The 18,795-nt window shown below is 59.9% G+C and carries 14 protein-coding genes and 1 pseudogene; 9 read left to right on the top strand and 6 right to left on the bottom strand.

What is annotated here, in order from left to right; all coding sequences use genetic code 11:
- Window positions 1-68: 68 nt before the first annotated feature.
- A complete protein-coding gene (locus MKS11_RS19345; protein WP_087771140.1) occupies window positions 69-2,354 on the bottom strand; it encodes an ATP-binding protein in 2,286 nt (761 codons plus the stop codon).
- A 179-nt stretch (window positions 2,355-2,533) separates the two neighbouring features.
- Between MKS11_RS19345 and MKS11_RS19340 the strand changes: the two genes are divergently transcribed.
- The 4 genes from MKS11_RS19340 (at window position 2,534) to MKS11_RS19325 (ending at window position 7,103) form a co-directional block, all read left to right on the top strand.
- The gene (locus MKS11_RS19340) at window positions 2,534-4,054 is read left to right on the top strand and encodes a sugar ABC transporter ATP-binding protein (protein WP_032456860.1); all 1,521 of its coding nucleotides are present in this window, start codon (window positions 2,534-2,536) and stop codon (window positions 4,052-4,054) included.
- Window positions 4,051-5,049, top strand: coding sequence for an ABC transporter permease subunit (locus MKS11_RS19335; protein ID WP_087771141.1), 999 nt, complete (start codon window positions 4,051-4,053; stop codon window positions 5,047-5,049). The genes MKS11_RS19340 and MKS11_RS19335 overlap by 4 nt, the downstream gene beginning before the upstream one ends.
- Window positions 5,050-5,079: 30 nt before the next feature.
- Window positions 5,080-6,021, top strand: a complete 942-nt coding sequence (locus tag MKS11_RS19330) for an ABC transporter substrate-binding protein (protein ID WP_004206362.1) — start codon at window positions 5,080-5,082, stop codon at window positions 6,019-6,021.
- Window positions 6,022-6,095: 74 nt separating this feature from the next.
- Window positions 6,096-7,103, top strand: a complete 1,008-nt coding sequence (locus tag MKS11_RS19325) for a carbohydrate kinase family protein (protein ID WP_017900095.1) — start codon at window positions 6,096-6,098, stop codon at window positions 7,101-7,103.
- Between the two features lie 50 nt (window positions 7,104-7,153).
- Here MKS11_RS19325 and MKS11_RS19320 read toward each other — a convergent pair whose 3' ends face one another.
- Window positions 7,154-7,882, bottom strand: a complete 729-nt coding sequence (locus MKS11_RS19320; protein ID WP_004206359.1) for a response regulator — start codon at window positions 7,880-7,882, stop codon at window positions 7,154-7,156.
- Between the two features lie 272 nt (window positions 7,883-8,154).
- On the opposite strand from MKS11_RS19320, the gene fdhF reads away from it, so the two are divergent.
- Both fdhF and MKS11_RS19310 read left to right on the top strand, forming a co-directional pair.
- The gene (fdhF, locus tag MKS11_RS19315) at window positions 8,155-10,302 is read left to right on the top strand and encodes a formate dehydrogenase subunit alpha (protein WP_087771142.1); all 2,148 of its coding nucleotides are present in this window, start codon (window positions 8,155-8,157) and stop codon (window positions 10,300-10,302) included.
- Window positions 10,303-10,506: 204 nt separating this feature from the next.
- Window positions 10,507-11,193 (top strand): tetratricopeptide repeat protein, encoded by a 687-nt coding sequence (locus MKS11_RS19310; protein ID WP_004206356.1) that lies wholly within the window; start codon window positions 10,507-10,509, stop codon window positions 11,191-11,193.
- A gap of 34 nt (window positions 11,194-11,227) precedes the next feature.
- On the opposite strand, the gene gltP is transcribed toward MKS11_RS19310, so the two are convergent.
- On the bottom strand, window positions 11,228-12,541 hold the full coding sequence (gene gltP / locus MKS11_RS19305) for a glutamate/aspartate:proton symporter GltP (RefSeq protein WP_004206354.1): 1,314 nt from the start codon (window positions 12,539-12,541) through the stop codon (window positions 11,228-11,230).
- A gap of 111 nt (window positions 12,542-12,652) precedes the next feature.
- A pseudogene (locus MKS11_RS19300) lies at window positions 12,653-12,853 on the bottom strand (hypothetical protein).
- A 100-nt stretch (window positions 12,854-12,953) separates the two neighbouring features.
- On the opposite strand from MKS11_RS19300, the gene acs reads away from it, so the two are divergent.
- The 3 genes from acs (at window position 12,954) to actP (ending at window position 17,060) form a co-directional block, all read left to right on the top strand.
- Window positions 12,954-14,912 (top strand): acetate--CoA ligase, encoded by a 1,959-nt coding sequence (gene acs, locus MKS11_RS19295; RefSeq protein ID WP_004206352.1) that lies wholly within the window; start codon window positions 12,954-12,956, stop codon window positions 14,910-14,912.
- Between the two features lie 184 nt (window positions 14,913-15,096).
- Window positions 15,097-15,408 carry a DUF485 domain-containing protein gene (locus MKS11_RS19290; RefSeq protein ID WP_004206350.1) on the top strand — a complete coding sequence of 104 codons (312 nt, stop codon included), beginning with the start codon at window positions 15,097-15,099 and terminating at the stop codon, window positions 15,406-15,408.
- On the top strand, window positions 15,408-17,060 hold the full coding sequence (gene actP, locus MKS11_RS19285; RefSeq protein ID WP_025999225.1) for a cation/acetate symporter ActP: 1,653 nt from the start codon (window positions 15,408-15,410) through the stop codon (window positions 17,058-17,060). The genes MKS11_RS19290 and actP overlap by 1 nt, the downstream gene beginning before the upstream one ends.
- 47 nt (window positions 17,061-17,107) lie before the next feature.
- Here the strand turns inward: actP and MKS11_RS19280 are convergent, their stop codons facing one another.
- Window positions 17,108-18,205: a type 1 fimbrial protein gene (locus MKS11_RS19280; protein ID WP_002885139.1), complete on the bottom strand. Its 1,098-nt coding sequence runs from the start codon at window positions 18,203-18,205 to the stop codon at window positions 17,108-17,110.
- A 19-nt stretch (window positions 18,206-18,224) separates the two neighbouring features.
- A complete protein-coding gene (locus MKS11_RS19275) occupies window positions 18,225-18,773 on the bottom strand; it encodes a fimbrial protein (protein ID WP_004151734.1) in 549 nt (182 codons plus the stop codon).
- Window positions 18,774-18,795 lie beyond the last annotated feature (22 nt).

Below are 18,795 nucleotides of genomic sequence, written 5' to 3'. Positions count from 1 at the left end.
GGGCCAATCTCATCAGAGTCCTGCCGCTACCTTAATCATCGGCATGCCGCCCGGGTAGCGGAGGAATCTCAAATCCTCGCGTACGCTGCACTCAGCGCCTGCGCCAGTTGAGCGCGGGTAAAGGGCTTACGCAGCCACTCCACCTCCGGCAGGGCCGGGTTCTGCGCCGGGCGCAAATCCTGACCGCTGATCAGCAGCACCGGCAGCGCCGGAAAGCGGCGGCGCGCGGTATGGATCACATCGGCGCCGCTCAGCCCGCCGGGCAGCATCAGATCGCTAATCAACAGGGCAATATCCGGCGAGGCCTCCAGCAGCTGCAGCGCCTCTTCCCCGCTGGCGGTTTCCAGCGTCAGCCAGCCCAGCTGATGCAGCTGTTCGCACAGCGTCTGGCGAACATCCTCTTCATCTTCCAGCACCAGCGCCAGCCGTTCTCCCGCCGGGATTGGTTCGTCTTCCACCGGCACCGCCGCCTTCTCTACCTCGGTCATCGCCCGCGGCAGCTGCAGCCGCACCGTCGTCCCCTGCCCCGGCGCGCTCTCCAGCGCCACCCGGCCGCCCGACTGGCGCACAAAGCCATACACCATCGACAGCCCCAGGCCGCTGCCGCTGCCGGTGGCTTTAGTGGTAAAGAAGGGTTCAAACACCCGGGCTTTCACCGCCTGCGACATGCCGCAGCCGTGATCGATCACCTCCAGAGCCACCATATCCTGCCGCTGGCCGCTGCTGCGGGTGACCCGCTGATTCCAGGTACGAATTTTAATGACGCCCGCGCGCCCGGCCATGGCGTCGCGGGCGTTCATCACCAGGTTAATCAGGGCGTTTTCCAGCTGGCCGACGTCTATCCATGCCGGCCACGCCGGCGACTGCGCCTCAATCTCCAGGCTCAAGGTCGCCGGCAGGGAGTGACGCATTAGCTCGCTGAGGTTCTCCAGCAACGGCGCCATCGCCACCGCCTGGGGATACAGCGCCTGCTTACGCGAAAAGGCCAGCAGCCGCTGGGTCAGAAGCGCCCCGCGTTCCGCCGCCTTCAGCGCCCTGGTGAGGCGTGGCGCATCCTGCGCATTCGGCTCCACCAGCTCAAGGCTGCCGATGATCACCGCGAGCAGGTTGTTAAAATCATGCGCCAGGCCTCCGGTCAGTTGGCCGACGGCCTTCATCTTCTGGCTGTGCAACAGCGCCTCCTCCAGCTCCTGACGCTTAATCCTATCGATCTCCATCTGGGTGGTCTTCTCTTTCAGCAGCCGGGTGGTGTGCTCCAGCGACGCCGTATTGCGCGCGAAAACGTTAAAGGCGCGCGCCAGTTCGCCCAGCTCGTCGCGCCGCTGCAGGGCCGGCACCGAGACGTTCGGCTCTCCCTGAGCCAGCCGCGACATCGCCCGCGAGATAGCGGTCAGGTTAGAGCCCAGGTTACGGTAGATGTACCACCCGGCGCAGCCGGTGATCGCCAGCGCCAGCAGCGCGGAAAGCAGAATAAACATGCTGATGGAGCGCAGCTCCCGATGGCTCTGCGCCGCCCGCTGTTCGGAGGCTTCCGCCACCCGGGTCACGTACTGATTGATGTCGTCGTTAAGCAGCGCGACCAGCGCTTTGATGTGGTACATGTACCAGCTGATCGTCAGGTCGCTCTCCTCCAGCTGGGCCGACAGCGGGGCCAGCTTCGCCAGCTCCCGGGTGACGTCGGGGAGAACAAACGCCAGCGCGGGATCGGCGCTTTGAGCCGGCAGGTCGCCGCGCAGCTGGTCGAGCTGCAGAACGATCGACCGCGGCGTGACGGTATGGATCGCGGCGGCGATCAGCCGGTCCATCTCGGCTAGCCGACGAGGATCGATCGCCCGGTCCCCGCCGCGATCGTTAAGATCGGCGAGATGGCGCAGGTTGCTCTGATTCTGGTAAAGCGAACTCAGCAGCGCATTGCGCTGCAGATGACGACGCTGGCCGCGCTCCAGCATCTCCGCCACGCTCCGCTGCAGCGCGTTGCTGCGGCGAATAATACTGGCCACCAGCGCCTCCTCCTGCTGCGCCAGCGGAGCCGCTGCCAGCTGAGCCAGCGAGTGCTTCAGCGCCTGCTGCGTCGCCAGCAGCCGTTCCGCTTCGCTTTTGTACTCCAGCGCGCCCACCACCTGCGACAGGCGCACCGCGGCCGTGGCGACATTCGCCGTGTCCCGCGCCAGATCCATACTGCCGCGCATATCGTTGAGGGTCTGGCGCTGCACCTGCTCCTGCAGCTGGCTGGCGTGGTGAAAGCCGAACACCGCCACGCCGCTCACCAGCAGGGTGACGACCACCATCAGCAGATTAAAGGAGAGCAGGCGGCCACGGGCGCTGGTGAAAAACGGGTGTCGGCGAGCGGTCATAGCAACTCCGGTGAAGGAACGGTCGGCATATAGGCGTGACGGTGCAGAAAATGACGCCGCGTAACTGTGATCGCGGTTAACTATTTATCACTATGACAAATATGAATGGATTCTGACATCCTGCATTTATTTTCCGGTGGTGGACTGCTGCTATTGTTCTCGCAGACAGGAGCGCCGTGATGACCGCCACCCCGGTACTGGAAATGCGCCATATCGCCAAAGCTTTTGGCAAATTCTACGCGCTAAAGGGCGTCGACCTGACGGTCTGGCCCGGCGAGATCCACGCCCTGATGGGGGAGAACGGCGCCGGAAAAAGCACGCTGATGAAGATCCTCGCCGGCGCCTATACCGCCACCAGCGGCGAGATCCTGATCGACGGAAAACCGCAAACGATCCGCGGCCCCAAGGACGCGCTGGCCGCCGGGATCACGTTGATCTACCAGGAGATGCAGCTGGCGCCGAACCTGACCGTCGCGGAAAACATTTTCCTCGGCAGCGAGCTGGCACGTGGTGGCCTGGTGCAGCGCAAAGCCATGCTCAGCCAGGCACAGGCGGTGATCGACCGTCTCGGCGCCCAGTTCAGGGCCAGCGACCGGGTGATGACCCTGACCATCGCCGAGCAGCAGCAAGTGGAGATCGCCCGCGCCCTGCACCGTCAAAGCCGCATTCTGGTGATGGATGAACCCACCGCCGCCCTCTCCTCGCGGGAAACCCAGCGCCTGTTCGACCTCATCCTGCGCCTGCGCGATGAGGGGATGGCGATTATCTATATCAGCCACCGCATGGCGGAAGTGTATGAGCTCTCCGACAGGGTCAGCGTCCTGCGCGACGGGCAGTATGTCGGCAGCCTGGTGCGCGACAAGCTCAACGCACCGGAGCTGGTGCGCATGATGGTCGGCCGTCCGCTCAGCGATCTGTTCAATAAAGAGCGCGATATTCCCCGCGGCCAGCCGCGCCTGCGGGTCGAGGATCTGACCGATGGCGGTAAGGTTAAGCCCAGCAGCCTGGTGGTGCATGCCGGCGAAATCGTCGGCCTCGCCGGGCTGGTCGGCGCCGGACGCTCCGAACTGGCGCAGCTGATCTTTGGCGTGCGCAAAGCCACCGGCGGGGTGATCGAGATCGACGGCGAGCCGGTGGTGATCCACTCGCCGCGCGAAGCCATCGACCATGGCATCGGCTTTCTGACCGAAAACCGCAAAGAGCAGGGCCTGTTTCTCGAACTGGCGGCCCAGGAAAACATCACCATGGCGACGCTGGAGCGCGACGCGACCTGGGGAATGCTCAACCGCCGGAAGGCGCAAACCATCTCCGATGATGCCATCCAGCTGCTGAACATCCGCGTACCGCACGCCCAGGTGCGCGCCGGCGGGCTGTCCGGCGGCAACCAGCAGAAATTATTGATTTCACGCTGGGTGGCGATTGGCCCGCGCATTCTGATCCTTGATGAACCCACCCGCGGCGTCGACGTCGGCGCGAAAAGCGAGATTTACCGCATCATGAACGACATGGCGCGCCAGGGCGTCGCCATTCTGATGATCTCCAGCGAACTGCCCGAAGTGGTGGGCATGAGCGACCGGGTCTATGTGATGCGCGAAGGGACTATCGCCGGCGAGCTGCAGTCCGGCGATATCAGCCAGGAACAGATCATGACGCTGGCCACCGGCGTGAACGATTCTCACCTTAAGGCAGGGCAACTATGAGCATACCGAAAGAGACCTCCGCGCCGGTCGCGAAATCCGCTTCGGCGAAAAAAATGCTGATGGGCGACCTGATGCAGACCGTCGGCATTCTGCCGATCCTCATCCTGATCGTCGCCGTCTTCGGCTTTATCGCCCCCAACTTCTTCACGGAAAGCAATCTGCTGAATATCACCCGCCAGGCCTCGATCAACATTGTGCTGGCGGCGGGAATGACCTTCATCATCCTCACCGGCGGCATTGACCTTTCCGTCGGCTCCATTCTCGGCACCACCGCGGTGGCGGCAATGGTGGTCTCGCTGATCCCGGAGCTGGCGTTGCTGTCGATTCCGGCGGCGCTGATGCTCGGCCTGCTGCTCGGCCTGCTCAACGGCGCGCTGGTGGCCTTCGCCGGGCTACCGCCGTTTATTGTCACTCTCGGCACCTATACGGCGCTGCGCGGCGCCGCCTATCTGCTGGCCGACGGCACCACGGTGATCAACTCCGATATCAGCTTCGAGTGGATCGGCAATGACTACCTCGGCCCGGTGCCGTGGCTGGTGGTCATCGCCCTGGCGGTTATCGCGGTGTGCTGGTTTATCCTGCGCCGAACCACCCTTGGGGTGCATATCTACGCGGTGGGCGGCAACATGCAGGCGGCGCGGCTGACCGGCATTAAAGTCTGGCTGGTGCTGTTGTTTGTCTATGGCATGAGCGGCCTGCTCTCCGGCCTTGGCGGAGTGATGAGCGCCTCCCGGCTGTACAGCGCCAACGGTAACCTCGGGGTCGGCTACGAGCTGGACGCCATCGCCGCGGTCATTCTTGGCGGCACCAGCTTCGTCGGCGGGATCGGCACCATCACCGGTACGCTGGTGGGGGCGCTGATTATCGCCACCCTCAATAACGGTATGACCCTGATGGGGGTCTCCTACTTCTGGCAACTGGTGATCAAAGGGGCGGTGATCATCATTGCGGTGCTGATCGACAAATACCGTACCCGACATCATCAAAGTGCATAACAACACCATCTTACCTGCGAGGAAAAGCGAATGCGTTTAAAACCGATAGTCACCGCGCTGTGTGCTGGCGCGCTGCTGGCCGCCTCCCCTTTTGCGTCGGCCAAAGAGCTGAAAGCGATTGGCGTGACGGTGGGCGACCTTGCCAACCCGTTCTTTGTGCAGATCACCAAGGGCGCGGAGCTGGAAGCCCGCAAGCTGGCGGGGGATAACGTCAAAGTGACGCTGGTCTCCAGCGGCTACGATCTGGGCCAGCAGGTGGCGCAGATCGATAACTTTATCGCCGCCAAAGTCGATATGATTATCCTCAACGCCGCCGATTCGAAAGGCATTGGCCCGGCGGTGAAACGGGCCAAAGAGGCCGGGATCGTGGTGGTGGCGGTTGACGTTGCCGCCGAAGGGGCCGACGCCACCATCACCTCCGATAACACCCAGGCGGGCGAGCTGGCCTGTAAATACATTAGCGATCGTCTGAACAACAAAGGCAACGTGGTGATCATCAACGGGCCGCCGGTCTCCGCCGTACAAAACCGCGTCGAAGGCTGCGAAACGGAGTTCAAAAAACACCCGGATATAAAAATTCTGTCCTCCAACCAGAACGCCAAAGGCAGCCGGGAAGGCGGACTGGAGGTGATGACCTCCCTGCTGGCGGCCAATCCGAAGATTGACGGCGTGTTCGCGATCAACGATCCGACAGCGATTGGCGCCGATCTGGCAGCGAAACAGGCGCAGCGCAGCGAGTTCTTCATCGTCGGCGTCGACGGCAGCCCGGACGGCGAAGAGGCACTGAAGCGTAAGAACTCCTTGTTTGTCGCAACGCCGGCGCAGGATCCCCAGGTGATGGCGGCGAAGGCGGTGGAAATTGGCTACAACATCCTGCAGGGCAAACCGGCCCCAACCGCGCCGGTGCTGATCCCGGTGACCATGATCGACAAAAACAACGTCAGCTCTTACAAAGGCTGGACCGTGAAATAAGCGCAACCGGGCGCACGATCGTTCCGCCGATTGTGCGCTACGCTTAACAAGTATGACGGCGCGGAGTAGCGATCATGGAACGTAAAGGCATTATTGCCGCAGGCAACATGCTGGTCGATCATGTCCACCAGATCAGACAGTGGCCGGAGCGCGGCTGGCTGGTGGAGATTATGCATAGCGAACGCGCCACAGGCGGCGCGCCGCTGAACGTCCTGCTGACCCTGGCCAAAATGCACGCCGGCCTGCCGCTGCAGGCGGTCGGCCTGATTGGCGAGGATAACGATGGCGACTACATTACCGCCATGCTCGATCAGTACCATATCAATCGCCAGCTCGTGCAGCGCACCAGCTCTGCCCCCACCTCGATGACTCAGGTGATGACCGACGCTGACGGTCAGCGTACCTTTTTTCACTCCCCCGGCGCCAACCGCCTGCTTGACCTTCCGGCCTTTGAACCGCTGGATGCGCCGCTGAAAATTTTCCATCTCGGCTATCTGCTGCTGCTTGAGAGTCTCGATCGCCCCGACGAAGTGTACGGCACCCGCAGCGCGCGACTGCTGGCGCAGATGCGCGAGCGAGGCTATGAGGTTTCCCTCGATCTGGTGTCGCGCAAGGGCGACCCGCGCTACCGCCCGCTGGTCCTGCCGGCGCTGGCGCATCTTGACTACCTGACCATCAATGAACTGGAAGCCAGCGAGTTTAGCGGGCTGGAGATTCGGCTACCCAACGGCGAGCCGCACGTCGCCAATATCGCCAGCGCCGCCAGCGCATTGCTTGACGCCGGCGTGCGCCAACGGGTGGTGATCCACTGCCCGGAGGGGGCATGGGGCGTCTCACGTACCGAAGCCGGGCGCTGGGTGCCGTCATGGCGGCTGCCGCCGGAGGAGATTGTCGGCAGCGTCGGCGCCGGGGATGCCTTCTGCGCCGGCCTGCTGTACGGCAGCCACGAACGCTGGCCGTTAACCGACAGTCTGCAGCTGGCCCACGCCTGCGCCCGCGCCAGCCTGCAGGCTGCCAATGCGATCGACGGCGCCAAAACGCTCACTGAGCTACAGACGTTTATTCAGTTGCAAAATAATTAGAAGGGTTGACTCCCCCAGCAATGGCCAGGCCGGTTAGACAGCTTCCCGCCCTATGCCGCCTTCTCGCTGTGGGTCACGTCGGCGGAAAAGACATAGCCCAGGCCGCGCAGCGTTTTAATCAGCGTCGGCTGATGCGGGTTCAGCTCGATTTTGCGCCGCAGGCGCATGATCAGCACATCGATGGTGCGGTCGAACACCTCGGTGCTTTCGGTATGGGTCAGCGCCAGCAACTGTTCGCGGTTCAGTACCCGGCGGGCGTTCTGCGCCAGCGCCAGCAGCAAACCGTATTCTCCCTGGGTCAGCGGGATCGCCTGCTGCTGCGGGTTATACAGCTCACAGCGGGTGGTATCCAGCCGCCAGCCGTTGAACGTCAGGCCGGCGGCGACGCCCGGCGCCTCGCTGGCCAGCGCCCCGCTGCGCCGCAGCACCGCCTTCACCCGGGCGACCACCACCCGCGAACTGAACGGTTTGGCGATGTAATCATCGGCGCCCATCTCCAGGCCCACCACCACATCGGACTCACTGCCCAGGCCGGAGAGCATCACCACCGGCAGCTCCGGCCGGGTGCGCTGCAGCTGCTGAAGCACCTGCAGGCCATTGGTATCCGGCAGGATCATATCCAGCAAAACCAGCGCGATGTCCGCCCGCTGCGCCACCGTCGCCAGCGCGTCGCCGCCGGTCTGGCAGACCAGCACCTCAAACGCGTGCGCGCCGAGCACATCTCTGAGCAGCTCGCCCATCGCTATGTCGTCATCGACCACTAAAATGACCGGTTTCATCTTTGCCTCTGCCCGCGGGGAGTTAGTGTCAGTCTGATCGATTCTGCAAGGCTGCGCCGACAAATTCCTCTCCCGGTGACATTTTTTCAAGCGCCGTCACATCTCCAGTGTATCGACACGTCAAATCTGTCGACAGGCTGTTTTTCGTCAGCATTTCGCCCAAAAAAGCCGCGTATCATCAAGGAATACCCACAATGAAAATATGGCATAGAAGATGCATAGTGACGGCGCGATAGCGCAAACGCGCCCATTGAATAACTGGAGCAAGACCGATGAAAAAAGTCGTCACGGTTTGCCCGTATTGCGCATCAGGTTGCAAAATCAATCTGGTGGTCGATAACGGCAAAATCGTTCGGGCTGAAGCGGCGCAGGGGAAAACCAACCAGGGAACCCTGTGCCTGAAAGGCTATTATGGCTGGGACTTTATTAACGATACCCAGATCCTGACGCCGCGCCTGAAAACCCCCATGATCCGTCGTCAACGCGGCGGCAAGCTGGAAGCTGTCTCCTGGGATGAGGCGCTGGATTACGTCGCCACTCGCCTCAGCGCCATTAAAGCCAAATATGGCCCGGATGCGATCCAAACCACCGGCTCCTCCCGCGGCACCGGTAATGAAACCAACTATGTGATGCAAAAATTCGCGCGCGCCGTTATTGGTACCAATAACGTCGACTGCTGCGCTCGCGTCTGACACGGCCCTTCGGTTGCAGGTCTGCACCAGTCGGTCGGTAACGGCGCCATGAGTAATGCCATCACAGAGATTGATAACACCGATCTGGTGTTTATCTTCGGCTACAACCCGGCGGATTCCCACCCTATCGTGGCGAATCACGTCATTAACGCTAAACGCAACGGGGCGAAAATTATCGTCTGCGACCCGCGCAAAATTGAAACCGCGCGCATCGCCGATATGCACATTGCGCTGAAGAACGGCTCGAACATCGCGCTGCTCAACGCCATTGGCCACGTGATTATTGAAGAGGATCTGTACGATAAATCCTTCGTCGCCAGCCGTTCCGAAGGCTTCGAGGAGTATCGCAAAATCGTTGAAGGCTACACGGCGGAGTCGGTGGAGGAGATCACCGGGGTCAGCGCCCAGGAGATCCGCGCCTGCGCCCGGATGTACGCCAGCGCCAAATCCGCCGCCATTCTGTGGGGCATGGGCGTTACCCAGTTCTACCAGGGCGTGGAGACCGTGCGTTCCCTGACCAGCCTGGCGATCCTCACCGGCAACCTCGGCAAACCGAGCGTCGGCGTCAACCCGGTGCGTGGCCAGAACAACGTCCAGGGCGCCTGCGATATGGGTGCGCTGCCGGATACCTATCCAGGCTACCAGTACGTTAAGTTCCCGGAAAACCGCGAGAAGTTCGCCAAAGCCTGGGGCGTCGACAGCCTGCCGGCGCATACCGGCTATCGCATCAGCGAGCTGCCGCACCGCGCGGCGCACGGTGAAGTGCGGGCGGCGTACATTATGGGTGAAGATCCGCTGCAGACCGATGCTGAACTGTCAGCGGTGCGCAAAGCGTTCGACGATCTGGAACTGGTGATCGTCCAGGACATTTTCATGACCAAAACCGCCTCCGCGGCCGACGTCATCCTGCCGTCCACGTCGTGGGGCGAGCACGAAGGCGTGTACACCGCAGCGGACCGCGGCTTCCAGCGCTTCTTTAAAGCCGTGGAGCCGAAGTGGGATCTGAAAACCGACTGGCAGATCATCAGCGAAATCGCTACCCGGATGGGTTATCCGATGCACTACAACAACACCCAGGAGATCTGGGACGAGTTGCGGCATTTGTGCCCGGACTTCTACGGCGCCACCTACGAGAAAATGGGTGAGCTCGGCTATGTGATGTGGCCGTGCCGCGATGAGTCCGACGCCGATCAGGGGACGTCGTATCTGTTTAAAGAGAAGTTCGATACCCCGAACGGGCTGGCGCAGTTCTTCACCTGCGACTGGGTCGCGCCGATCGATAAGCTCACCGACGAGTACCCGATGGTGCTTTCGACGGTGCGCGAAGTCGGCCACTACTCGTGCCGTTCAATGACCGGTAACTGCGCGGCGCTGGCGGCGCTGGCGGATGAGCCTGGCTATGCGCAAATCAACACCGCCGACGCCGAACGGTTAGGCATTGAGGATGAAGCGCTGGTGTGGGTGAATTCGCGCAAGGGTCGGATCATCACCCGCGCGCAGGTCAGCGACCGGCCGAATAAAGGCGCGGTGTATATGACCTACCAGTGGTGGATTGGCGCCTGTAACGAGCTGGTGTCGGAGAACCTGAGCCCAATAACCAAAACGCCGGAGTACAAGTACTGCGCGGTCAACGTTGAGCGGATTGCCGATCAGCGCGCGGCGGAACAGTACGTGATCGACGAGTACAACAAGCTGAAATCCCGCCTGCGCGAAAGCGCGATGGGTTAAGGTTCGACGGCCATACCCGATATCCGGGAACCCTCCCCGGTGGCGCTTACGCTTACCGGGGCTACCAACCGAATACCGAACCGTAGCCCGGATAAGGCGCTACGCGCCGCTATCCGGGTATTCACCCCGCTAATTCCCGCCATTTTCTTCTTTTTCGCCTGCCTTTATACTGCGCGCTATGTTCCTTGCTGATAATAAATACAAATGAAATACCTCTTTTTATTTTTACTGGTTTTCACCAGCGGCGCAGCGGTGGCCACCGAACCCGGCAGTCAGTATCAACAGCAGGCGGAAGCCGGCGATCGTCGCGCGCAATATTACCTTGCGGATACCTGGGTCAGCTCCGGCGATTATCAGAAAGCCGAATTCTGGGCCCAGAAAGCAGCGGCGCAAGGCGATGGTGACGCGCTGGCCCTGCTGGCGCAGCTCAAAATTCGCAATCCGCAGCAGGCGGACTATCCGCAGGCCCGCCAGCTGGCGGAAAAAGCCGTTAAGGCCGGCAGTAAATCCGGGGAAATCGTCCTCGCGCGGGTGCTGGTGAACCGTCAGGCCGGTCCCACCGACGTGGCGCACGCCATCACGCTCCTGCAGGATGCCGCCCAGGACAGCGAAAGCGATGCGGCGGTAGACGCCCAGATGCTGCTCGGGCTGATCTACGCCAGCGGTGTGCACGGCCCGGAAGATGATGTGAAAGCGAGCGAATACTTCAAAGGCAGCTCAGCGCTCTCGCGGACCGGCTATGCCGAATACTGGGCCGGGATGATGTTCCAGCAGGGGGAGAAAGGCTTTATCGAACCGAATAAGCAGAAGGCGCTGCACTGGCTGAACGTTAGCTGTCTTGAGGGATTTGATACCGGCTGCGAAGAGTTTGACAGGATCAGTAAAGGATAAGAAAAAGCCCGGCACTCGCGCCGGGCTTTGTGTTTTATTGGGCGGTTTTATCAAACTTGCCCAGCACTTCGCGTTCATACGCCAGCGCTTTTTTACGGTCGAACTTATGCTCCCACTTGGCGATAACCAGCACCGCCAGCGCATTGCCCACCACGTTCAGCGCGGTACGCGCCATGTCGAGGATACGGTCAACGCCGGCGATAAAGGCGAGACCTTCCAGCGGGATCCCGACGCTGCCCAGGGTGGCCAGCAGCACGACAAAGGAGACGCCCGGCACGCCAGCGATCCCCTTCGAGGTCACCATCAGGGTCAGCACCAGGGTGATCTCCTGCCAGATGGAGAGGTCGATGCCGTAGAGCTGGGCGATAAAGATCGCCGCAATGCTCTGATACAGCGTTGAGCCATCGAGGTTAAAGGAGTAGCCGGTCGGCACCACGAAGCTGGTGATCGACGCCGGCGCGCCATAGGCTTCCATTTTCTCGATAATTCGCGGCAGCACACTCTCGGAGCTGGCGGTGGAGTAAGCCAGAATCAGCTCATCTTTTAGGATGCGGATCAGGATCCAGATGCTCAGGCCGCACAGGCGGGCGACAATCCCCAGCACCACCAGCGCGAAAAACAGGATCGCGAAGTAAACCAGCAGCACCAGCTTGGCCAACGGCCACAGCGAGGCGAACCCGAAGGTGGCGACGGTCACTGAAATCAGGGCGAACACCCCGATCGGCGCATAGCGCATCACCATATGGGTGACTTTGAACATGGTTTCGGAGATGGAGCGGAAGACCGTCACCAGCGGTTCACGGTGCGTCGCCGGCAGCGAGGAGAGCCCCAGACCAAACAGCACCGAGAAGAAAATAATCGGCAGCATATCGCCTTTCGCCATCGACGCCACGATGTTGGTTGGCACCAGCGACAGGATGGTGCCCATCAGGCCATGCGCATGGCTCTGCACCTCAGCGGTGGTATTCTGGTATTTCGAAATATCAACCGCCGCCAGCTGCGACATATCAATGCCCGTTCCCGGCTGAAAGACGTTGGCCAGGGTGATACCCAGCACGATCGCCACCGTGGTGATCACTTCGAAATAGATAATCGTTTTGGCGCCGATCCGGCCTAACTGTTTGGCATCGCCCACGCCGGCAATCCCGACCACCAGGGTCGAAATAACAATCGGGACCACGATCATTTTAATCAGATGGATAAAGATATCGCCCGCCGGTGTCAGCAAATTGCTAATCAACCAATCGCGACTTTCGGCGTGGTAATGCAGATAACTGCCCAGAAGGATACCCAGCACCAGGGCTAGCAAAATTTGCCAGGCCAGACTGACTTTTTTTGTTTTCTTCACTACTGACTTCCTCAATGAAAGGCACCATTCCTTTTCGTCATGGTACCCACTGCAGGGGGTATGAATTGTGTTGCGTTGCTTTGTGGGGTTATTTAACGCGCAATATCAGTATCATTTGCACGGCATGCTGCGCAAGCCTTTAAGAACAGGGCTTTCCTCTGCTTTTCTGCATAAAGCAGCAAATTTCCCCCAGTTACCTTGCATAAGTATTTGTAATAAAAAATATTTCACATCATCCATTTCTATAAATTCATTTGCGTAATTATTTCACTTCAAAGTTTCATTTGACGAAATTTCACTCAGTTGAATCATTGCGTGATCTGCCCCCCAATTAACAAACAAAGCTGTCAAAACCCCTACTCTTAACGTTTGTTTGACATATATTTAACAAGTTCAAAGGAGAAAAAAAGCCATGAGCCAAATACACAAACACCCTATTCCCGCTAACATTGCGGAACGTTGCCTGATTAACCCGGATCAGTACAAGGCGCAGTATCAACAATCCATAACCGACCCTGATACATTCTGGGGCGAGCAGGGGAAAATCCTTGACTGGATGCGCCCCTACACCCGCGTGAAGAATACCTCCTTCGCGCCAGGTAACATTTCCATCAAATGGTATGAAGACGGCACCCTGAACCTCGCCGCCAACTGCCTCGACCGCCACCTCGCCGAGCGCGGCGATCAAACCGCCATCATCTGGGAAGGCGACGACGCCAGCCAGAGCAAGCACATCACCTACCGTGAACTGCATGCGGACGTGTGCCGCTTCGCCAATGTGCTGCTCGGCCTCGGGATTAAAAAAGGCGACGTGGTCGCCATCTATATGCCGATGGTGCCGGAAGCCGCGGTGGCGATGCTGGCCTGCGCCCGCATCGGCGCCATCCACTCGGTGATTTTCGGTGGCTTCTCGCCGGAGGCAGTGGCCGGACGCATTATCGACTCCAGCTCGCGCCTGGTGATCACCGCGGATGAAGGGCTGCGCGCCGGTCGCGCCATCCCGCTGAAGAAAAACGTCGATGACGCGCTGAAAAACCCGAACGTAAACAGCATTGAACACGTCGTGGTCCTGAAACGTACCGGCGGTAAAATCGACTGGCAGGAAGGCCGCGATCTGTGGTGGAGCGATCTGATGGCGAACGCCAGCGCCGAACACCGCCCCGTCGAGATGAACGCCGAAGATCCGCTGTTCATCCTCTATACCTCTGGCTCCACCGGTAAACCGAAAGGGGTGTTGCACACCACCGGCGGCTATCTGGTCTACGCGGCCACCACCTTTAAATACGTTTTCGATTACCACCCGGGCGATATTTACTGGTGCACCGCCGATGTCGGCTGGGTCACCGGCCACAGCTATCTGCTGTACGGCCCGCTGGCCTGCGGCGCCACCACTCTGATGTTCGAAGGGGTGCCGAACTGGCCAACCCCGGCGCGTATGTGCCAGGTCGTCGATAAGCATAAGGTCAGCATTCTGTATACCGCTCCGACGGCGATCCGTGCCCTGATGGCGGAAGGCGACAAGGCTATCGAAGGCACAGACCGCTCCTCGCTGCGCATTCTCGGCTCGGTCGGCGAACCCATTAACCCGGAAGCCTGGGAGTGGTACTGGAAGAAGATCGGTAACGAGAAGTGCCCGGTGATGGACACCTGGTGGCAGACCGAAACCGGCGGCTTTATGATCACCCCGCTGCCGGGGGCGATTGAGCTGAAGGCTGGCTCCGCTACCCGCCCGTTCTTCGGCGTTCAGCCGGTGCTGGTGGATAACGAAGGGCTGCCGCTGGATGGCGCCACCGAGGGCAATCTTGCCATCGCCGACTCCTGGCCCGGCCAGGCGCGTACCCTGTTCGGGGATCATGAGCGCTTTGAGCAAACCTACTTCTCCACCTTCAAAAATATGTACTTTAGCGGCGACGGCGCGCGCCGAGATGAAGATGGCTATTACTGGATCACCGGCCGCGTGGATGACGTACTGAACGTCTCCGGCCACCGTCTGGGTACTGCCGAGATCGAATCGGCGCTGGTGTCGCACCCGAAAATCGCCGAAGCGGCAGTGGTCGGTATTCCGCACAACATCAAGGGCCAGGCTATCTACGCCTACGTGACGCTCAATCACGGTGAAGAACCGACGCCGGAGCTGTATGCGGAAGTACGTAACTGGGTGCGTAAAGAGATTGGCCCGCTGGCGACGCCGGATGTTCTGCACTGGACCGATTCGTTGCCAAAAACCCGCTCGGGCAAAATCATGCGCCGCATTCTGCGCAAGATCGCCGCGGGCGACACCAGCAACCTCGGCGATACCTCGACTCTCGCCGATCCTGGCGTAGTGGAAAAACTGCTCGAAGAGAAGCAGGCCATTACCATGCCTTCTTAAGTAAGGACCGATTCCCTACACCCTCTCCCCCACCGGGGAGAGGATAAAAATAAGTCCCTCCCCCAGGATTTCACTCGCAGGAACGCCGTCAGCGAACCGTATCCCGGCCTTTAACGCCGGAGGGGTTGCTGTCGCCAGCGTCCGCTGCGTGGATGACGAAAGGGAGACCTCTGGAGACGCTAAGATGAATGAACAACTTTGTCAGCGGATAGAAAATAGTGCGCATTTCAGGGAGCTGGTAGCATCACGGCAACGGTTTGCCGCCATTCTGTCAGTGATTATGTTAGTGATCTATGTGGGCTTTATTCTGCTTATCGCCTTCGCGCCAGGCTGGCTCGGCACGCCGCTGCACGCCGGGACCAGCGTCACCCGCGGGATCCCGCTGGGCATCGGGGTGATCGTCATTTCGTTTGTTCTCACCGGTATTTATGTCTGGCGGGCCAACGGTGAATTTGACCGTTTGACTAAGAGCGTTCTCAACGAGGTAAAAGCATGATCAAGAGAGTCCTGACGGCGCTCGCCGCTACGCTGCTGCCCCTCGGCGTTCAGGCCGCAGACGCCATTACCGGCGCGGTACAGCGCCAGCCGACCAACTGGCAGGCGATTGTCATGTTCCTGATTTTCGTCGCCCTGACCCTGTACATCACTTACTGGGCGTCAAAACGGGTGCGTTCGCGCAGCGATTACTACACCGCCGGCGGCAATATCACCGGTTTCCAGAACGGGCTGGCGATTGCCGGCGACTTTATGTCGGCAGCGTCGTTCCTTGGTATCTCCGCGCTGGTGTATACCTCCGGTTACGACGGTCTGATCTACTCGCTGGGCTTCCTTGTCGGCTGGCCGATTATCCTGTTTCTGATTGCCGAACGTCTGCGCAACCTTGGCCGCTACACCTTTGCCGACGTGGCGTCCTATCGTCTCAAACAGGGACCGATCCGCACCCTCTCCGCCTGCGGCTCGCTGGTGGTGGTGGCCCTCTATCTGATCGCCCAAATGGTTGGCGCCGGCAAGCTGATCCAGCTGCTGTTCGGCCTTAACTATCACGTTGCGGTGGTGCTGGTGGGCGTCCTGATGGTGCTCTATGTCCTGTTCGGCGGCATGCTGGCGACCACCTGGGTGCAGATTATCAAAGCGGTTCTGCTGCTGTTCGGCGCCAGCTTTATGGCCTTTATGGTGATGAAGCACGTCGGCTTCAGCTTCAATAATCTGTTTACCGAAGCGATGGCCGTCCACCCGAAAGGCGCGGCGATTATGAGCCCAGGCGGGCTGGTGAAAGATCCGATATCCGCGCTCTCCCTTGGCCTCGGTCTGATGTTTGGTACCGCCGGCCTGCCGCATATCCTGATGCGTTTCTTTACCGTGAGCGACGCCAAAGAAGCGCGTAAAAGCGTGTTCTACGCCACCGGTTTTATGGGCTACTTCTATATTCTGACCTTTATCATCGGCTTCGGCGCCATCATGCTGGTCGGCGCGAACCCAGTGTTCAAAGACGCGGCCGGGCAGCTTATCGGCGGCAATAATATGGCGGCGGTGCATCTGGCGGATGCGGTGGGCGGCAACCTGTTCCTCGGCTTTATCTCCGCGGTCGCCTTCGCCACTATTCTGGCGGTGGTCGCTGGCTTGACGCTGGCGGGTGCCTCGGCGGTGTCGCACGACCTGTACGCCAACGTCTTCCGTAAAGGGGCGACCGAGCGTCAGGAGCTGAAGGTCTCCAAAATTACGGTGCTGATCCTCGGCGTGGTGGCCATTCTGCTGGGCATCCTGTTCGAAAATCAGAATATCGCTTTCATGGTCGGCCTGGCGTTCTCTATTGCCGCCAGCTGTAACTTCCCGATTATCCTGCTGTCGATGTACTGGTCGAAGCTGACCACCCGCGGGGCGATGATCGGCGGCTGGCTGGGTCTGCTGACGGCGGTGATTCTGATGATCCTCGGCCCGACCATTTGGGTGCAGATCCTCGGTCATGAGAAAGCGCTGTTCCCGTATGAATACCCAGCGCTGTTCTCCATCGCGATCGCCTTTATCGGCATCTGGCTCTTCTCCGCGACCGATAACTCACCGGAAGGGATGCGCGAGCGCGAGCAGTTCCGCGCCCAGTTTATCCGTTCGCAGACAGGGATTGGCATCGAGAAAGGTCAGGCGCATTAATTGTCCTCTCCCTTCCCCGGCATCGTTCGGGGAAGGGATTCTCCCCCTCAGTTATAAGTAAAGGTGATCACCCCGGTGGCGTTGGCTGTCCCCGCGGTCACCGCGCTCCCCGTCCTGTAATAGTTAGTGGATAAGGCGAGCGTCTGCATGGCCGCTGCGCCTCCGGGGCTGTCGGGGTTGGTGAAATAGCTGTAGCTGGCATCCGCGCCGCTGTTGGTCACCGTCGCGCGGCTCGAAGTATAGAGGCTGATATCGGTATTTAACGGCAGTGCTTTGCCATTCAAATTTAACTGCACTCCCACGCCAGTGGCGGCATTCTGTTCCGCCGTGAGGGCCATCACCGTATTGTCAGGGTTATCCCCGCTTGCAGAAGCAGCCGCCACACGCATCGAAACGTTAGTTCCCGGCTCGCAGGAGAGGCTCAGAGACTGCCGCGCGCTACCCACCTTCGTCGCGGTATTAAACTCACTGGCATTGATGCTGCCCATGGAAAAACTGAGATTATTGCTACCGACAATACACCCCATCGGGATTAGCTGGATGCTGGTGGTGCCGCTGATGTGCAGTTGTGAAATAGCGATGGTCCCCTTTTTATCCTTGGCCGATACCGTGGCCACCGGGTCGCTGAACGATAATTGACTCTTGCTGGCGATGGCGCCGCCGGTGGCCACCAGCTGCAGCTGATACGCTGGGGTATAATGAGTCGACGCGAAAGAGTCGAAAAGACCTGTCGGCTTTCCGAGGTAATAATTCACATCACCAATATAATGCACCTGCGAGTCGGGGCTGAAATCATCGGTGTCATCGCCATATTCACCGCTGATATTGAGCCACACCTTGACGCGGATACCGATCCCCTGCACCGAGGTGGCATAGATATTATCCCCTATCAGTGCCCCGGCATTGTTCGAGGACCAGGCAAAAACCGCGTAGGTGCTCCCCTCACAGTTAAGCAATTCCGTTTGCGAGCGCGTAATCTTCCCCGAGTCATACAGTACCGTCCCTGCGGTATAGCTCCCGGCATTGACCAGGATCTTTTCCGGCAGGTTGGTCATCGAGACATCGCCATAGTTGGTTCCCGTGCAGGCCGCCCAGCTATAGACGGGACACAGTGCCAATATGAGCAATAAGATCAGTTTTTTCATACCCATCCCTGTCGAAACGTTATTTGTAGGCCACATCGAACGTGGCGGTAAACCCGACCATCCCGGACCTTACCTGGCCATAAGGCGAAAACATACGTGCCACCATATTAAAGGTATGGATATCCGCATCGTCCCCAAAGGTATAGAGATACTGGTCGCCGGGGCCAAGGGGCTGCTGGTCGGCCATGCTCTGCAGCTGCAAACCGACGCCGCTGGCACCGTTGCTGCCAGTCTGGAAGTTTTTATAGATTGAAGCGTGGGTGCTATCGAAGCTGGTGCCGCTAAACGCGATGGTCACCGCCGACGCATCGGCGGAACAGCTGGAAAAGACCAGCTTAACCGGCACGCTGGCGCCGCTCGCCCCGGCATGTCCGGAGAACGTCTGCGAGGAGACGGTGCCTAAATCGATACTGTTCGACGGCTCCACGGCCACCTCACAGGAAGGCGCTTCGATGGTGCCCGTGACGTTAAAATTGACCGTGCTGCTGCCCTCATAAGCCAGCGCCGGAAGGGAGAGCAGCAAAATGGCCACCAGGAGGCCCCTTGTGCTGCCGTCTCGCATATTCATATCAGCCCCTCTTCCATGTTGA

Origin of the sequence: Klebsiella sp. K5-45 (assembly GCF_030128605.1) — a bacterium.
Lineage (GTDB): Bacteria > Pseudomonadota > Gammaproteobacteria > Enterobacterales > Enterobacteriaceae > Klebsiella > Klebsiella quasipneumoniae.
This window is presented reverse-complemented; position numbering and strand designations above follow the sequence as displayed.

Bases quoted from the DNA above. Each gene is read 5' to 3' on its own strand.
- MKS11_RS19325 (WP_017900095.1), top strand. From the start codon at position 6,096: ATGGAACGTAAAGGCATTATTGCCGCAGGCAACATGCTGGTCGATCAT.
- MKS11_RS19290 (WP_004206350.1), top strand. From the start codon at position 15,097: ATGAATGAACAACTTTGTCAGCGGATAGAAAATAGTGCGCATTTCAGG.
- MKS11_RS19330 (WP_004206362.1), top strand. From the start codon at position 5,080: ATGCGTTTAAAACCGATAGTCACCGCGCTGTGTGCTGGCGCGCTGCTG.
- MKS11_RS19335 (WP_087771141.1), top strand. From the start codon at position 4,051: ATGAGCATACCGAAAGAGACCTCCGCGCCGGTCGCGAAATCCGCTTCG.
- MKS11_RS19345 (WP_087771140.1), bottom strand. From the start codon at position 2,354: ATGACCGCTCGCCGACACCCGTTTTTCACCAGCGCCCGTGGCCGCCTG.
- acs (WP_004206352.1), top strand. From the start codon at position 12,954: ATGAGCCAAATACACAAACACCCTATTCCCGCTAACATTGCGGAACGT.
- MKS11_RS19320 (WP_004206359.1), bottom strand. From the start codon at position 7,882: ATGAAACCGGTCATTTTAGTGGTCGATGACGACATAGCGATGGGCGAG.
- MKS11_RS19340 (WP_032456860.1), top strand. From the start codon at position 2,534: ATGACCGCCACCCCGGTACTGGAAATGCGCCATATCGCCAAAGCTTTT.
- MKS11_RS19275 (WP_004151734.1), bottom strand. From the start codon at position 18,773: ATGAATATGCGAGACGGCAGCACAAGGGGCCTCCTGGTGGCCATTTTG.
- MKS11_RS19280 (WP_002885139.1), bottom strand. From the start codon at position 18,205: ATGAAAAAACTGATCTTATTGCTCATATTGGCACTGTGTCCCGTCTAT.
- MKS11_RS19310 (WP_004206356.1), top strand. From the start codon at position 10,507: ATGAAATACCTCTTTTTATTTTTACTGGTTTTCACCAGCGGCGCAGCG.